Below are 3,947 nucleotides of genomic sequence, written 5' to 3'. Positions count from 1 at the left end.
AGGGGCGCCTAGCTCTAAGGTGGTCGGCTATTTTGCTGCCTCAGCTGAAGTAGAGGGAAAAACTAACGCTATTCTGCGCTGCTCGGTGGCAGGGAATGGAATAGCGGTAACTACATCTAAATCGGCGGCGACTGGCCCGAAATTAGGTGGATTGATGATATTAGTGGTAGAAACTGGAGTTAATTGAGTAAAAGATGTGCATTTGCTGAAAATAGAAGTAGAAATCGGCGGTAATAACAATTGGACGCTAGCAGTTAGGGGCGCCTAGCTCTAAGGTGGCCGGCTATTTTGCTGCCTCAGCTGAAGTAGAGGGAAAAACTAACGCTATTCTGCGCTGCTCGGTGGCAGGAAGGAGAATAGCGGTAGCAACTACATCTAAATCGGCGGCGACTGGCCCGAAATTAGGTGGATTGGTAATATTAGTGGTAGAAACTGGAGTTAATTGAGTAAAAGATGTGCATTTGCTGAAAATAGAAGTAGGAATCGGCGTTAATAACAAGTGGACGCTACCAGTCAGGGGCGCCTAGTTTTAAGGTGGCCGGCTATTTGTTGAATAGAGGGAAAAACTACCGCTAATCTGCGCTGCTCGGTGGCAGGGAGTGGAATAGCGGTAGCAACTACATCTAAATCGGCGGTGACTGGCCCGAAATTAGGTGGATTGGCGATATTTGTAGTAGAAACTGGAGTTAATTGAGTAAAAGTAGTGCATTTGCTGAAAATAGAAGTAGGAATCGGCGTTAGTAACAAGTGGCCCAGCCACTCAGGGTAGCACGTGGCAGTGGCAGTAGTAGTTCTATTTCACTCTACAGGATAGGCCGATAGCAGAACGAATTGAAAGCCCGCCTTCTGCAGAGCAGGTATGGCCTTCATGACACCTTCAGCCGTGTCTTTCTCTGGATGGTTCATATGCGCCAAAACAATCGAACCACTCCGAGCCTTTGTAAGCGCAGTGTACACCTGCTCCGTGTTAAATGTTGCTCCAGCGTCGCCAAGCACGTTATAACCCGCCAACTGGAAGCCCAGGTCGTGGGCAATGTCGACGGCGATATCATCGTAGAAGGCTGTGCCTGAGCGGAAAAATAAAGGCCGCCTTCCCGTCAGCTTTTCGATCTCGTCAGCGTTCTCCGTGACTTCGCTAATCRCATCGCTCACATCTTTGGTTCCTGCGATACCATAGGCGGCTCTGCCGTTCACGGAGAGCGGCCTATGCTCGGTCCCGTGGTTTTCGATCTCAAACAGCGGATTCCCCGCCAACTTGGCAAAAATATCTGGATTGGCGACAATCCATCTTGCATTAACAAACAACGTAGCTGGTATTTGCTCCTTGATCAAGTAATTGATCAGTTTCTCATCGTAGCCGCTGCCTTCTTTGCCGCCGCAAGCGTCAAAGGTAAATGCGATCACCTTTTCCTGCGTTACAAGATGTGTCCGTACGCCTGGGATATTCTCGCCCCATTTGTGGGGGACTGCTGTTTTGTACCTTTCTACTAATGAAAGGGATAGCGTAGTTGAAGATACGAGCGTCGGCGCTAGTGAGGACGAGTCTGTTGGTATGGCTGTCGATCCCTCCGCCCCTGCCGCCGTAGGTACGGACGGCGGCGAGAGATCAGGGCTGACGCTGGGCTGCGCAACCGACGTTCCAGCACCCTCTACCCCACAACCTGAAAGCGCTATCAACGCATTCAAAAGAAAAAGGAAGCACACCACGCGCTTCCTCATTTGTGTTTTCTCCAATCAAGCTTGCTCTTCTCCAGCAAGTGGCCAAAATCATTCTCCAGCCGTTTCTCCTCCGCCTTGCGCGCAGCCTCCGCTTCAGCTCTGGCAGCATCCTTACGAGCCTGTTCCTCTGCTTTCATCGCATCAGCTTGAGCTTTCAGCCCAGCTACGATATCAGGACGCAGCAAATCTTTGAGTGTCGCTGGTTTATCTTGCGCGCTAAGTTCAGCGGTTGTGTTAGACCATTTCTTTTTTGCCATAAAGGGCTCACCTCTGTTCCATTTCTACATCAGTTTTACCCCTTTATTGTACACCGCTACTCATGCAAATGATAGGGCACCGTCGCAACGACGATATCTTTGTCAGCTTGCAGCTTGGAGCGAATACGTGCGGCAGACTGGTTGTGGAGCAGGCGGTGCCACCATTTTTTCGGCATGAACTGGGGCAGGATCACCATGATCGATTGCTTTTCCGAAACATGGGTATCGACTCTTTCAATAAACTCAGCCAGCGGCTTCAAAATGGTGCGGTAACGGGATTTGAACACAACAAGCCGAACGCCCGGGTCCCATTTGTCCCATTTCTCCTGCATCGCCTCTTCATCCTCATCCGAAAATGATACGTAAAAAGCAATAACATTCGGAGATAAGGATTTGGCATAATTCAAAGACTGCTGTACGACACGGTGAATGCCGGCTACTGGCACAATGATCACAGGTTCCTTCGTAGATACACGTTCTTGTGTGATATCAATGCGCAGCTGTTTGGCTACATCATCGTAGTGGCAGCTAATTTTGGTTATTCCCCAAAGTAAAAGCGGCGTCACAATAATAACAATCCAAGCGCCTTCGCTAAATTTGGTTATACAGAAAATAATCAGAACGGCAAGGGAGACGATTCCCCCTAAACCATTGATAAGGAACTTGCCGATCCAGCCAGACGGACGTTCTCTGAACCATTTGCGGACCAAACCGCTTTGGGCAAGGGTAAAAGATAAGAAGACGCCAATTGCATAAAGTGGAATGAGTGCATCGGTTTTTCCTTTAAAAATAACAAGTAAGACACTTGCGAGAACGCCTAACGTGACAATCCCATAGTGAAACGACAAGCGATCTCCCCGGTACGAGAACATGCGTGGGAAGTTTTTATCCTGAGCCATAATAGAAGCCAAGATCGGAAATCCGTTGAAGCTCGTATTCGCAGCCAATACCAGGATCAGCATGGTGCCAATCTGTGTTGCATAGTACATGACTCCACGCCCAAACGCCTGCTCCGTAACCATCGACAAGACCGAGGTATGACCATGCGGATCAGGTGCAATCCCATAACCCAAGCTCAGCAAGGTGACGCCTCCAAAAACTATTGCCAGCAGAGTGCCGAGGGAAGCCAGCGTTTTCTTGGCATTTTTGACAGATGGCGTACGGAAATGCGGCACCGCATCAGAAATCGCCTCAATCCCTGTTACGGCCGAGCAGCCGGAAGAAAAGGCTTTTAGAATAACAAACAATGTCAATGAACTCGTCATCGAGCCAGGAACGACTTGGAATTCATGCATACTCATAGATCCAGTCAGCATGTCGAAGATCCCTTTGCCAATCAGGAGCAGTATGCACAGGATAAAAAAGTACGTTGGAATCGCGAACACGGTTCCGGATTCAGAAGTACCCCGCAAATTCAACCAAACCATCACCCAGACGAGCACTAAGGCTATGGGGACAATATATGGCACCGTAACTGGGAAAGCCGACGTTATTGCCTGCACACCTGCCGAAATCGAAACCGCAACGGTTAACGTATAATCAATCAGCAGTGAAACCCCAGTGAGTCTTCCCGACATCATTCCCAAATTTTCCTTGGCCACCATATAAGCTCCGCCGCCCATCGGATAGGCCTCAATCACTTGGCGATAGCTCAAAACAAGAAGCATGATTAAAGCAATAATCGAGATTGCAATCGGCAATGAGAACGCAAAAGCAGCAACCCCAACAGTCGCAAGCTCTAGCAAAATCTGCTCCGTGCCATAAGCCACCGAAGACAGGGCATCCGAAGATAAAATGGGCAGCGCCTTCCATACCTGCATTTTCTCGGACTCGAGCTCCTCTGATTTCAGAGGTTTGCCGAATACAATCTTTTTCAATGAGTCACTTGTCATGCTGTGAAATTCCTCCAAATAACCTAGTTTTCAGCTTGATTTCCCTTTTTTAAGCGCAAAAAAACACAAGGATAGACCC

Annotated in this window: 4 protein-coding genes; 1 reads left to right on the top strand and 3 read right to left on the bottom strand. The window is 48.9% G+C overall.

Annotated elements, in window-relative coordinates:
- Positions 1–187: hypothetical protein (locus tag AC1DUA_RS27410; RefSeq protein ID WP_477502780.1), on the top strand; the 187-nt coding region annotated here is incomplete at its 5' end.
- Between the two features lie 611 nt (positions 188–798).
- On the opposite strand, the gene AC1DUA_RS27405 is transcribed toward AC1DUA_RS27410, so the two are convergent.
- From AC1DUA_RS27405 to AC1DUA_RS27395, 3 genes are read right to left on the bottom strand one after another with little or no spacing between them, the layout of a single operon-like run.
- Entirely contained in the window at positions 799–1,719 is a 921-nt protein-coding gene (locus tag AC1DUA_RS27405; RefSeq protein ID WP_477502779.1) for a polysaccharide deacetylase family protein, read from the bottom strand.
- Positions 1,716–1,976, bottom strand: coding sequence for a YqkE family protein (locus tag AC1DUA_RS27400; protein ID WP_477502778.1), 261 nt, complete (start codon positions 1,974–1,976; stop codon positions 1,716–1,718). Before AC1DUA_RS27400 ends, AC1DUA_RS27405 begins: the two co-directional genes overlap by 4 nt.
- A 56-nt stretch (positions 1,977–2,032) precedes the next feature.
- Complete coding sequence (locus tag AC1DUA_RS27395) at positions 2,033–3,868, bottom strand: APC family permease (protein ID WP_477502777.1); 1,836 nt, start codon at positions 3,866–3,868, stop codon at positions 2,033–2,035.
- Positions 3,869–3,947: the final 79 nt, after the last annotated feature.

This window comes from Paenibacillus sp. 01T422 (assembly GCF_056398785.1).
The sequence above is the reverse complement of the archived record's forward strand: the minus strand, read 5'-3'. Positions and strand labels throughout refer to the sequence as shown.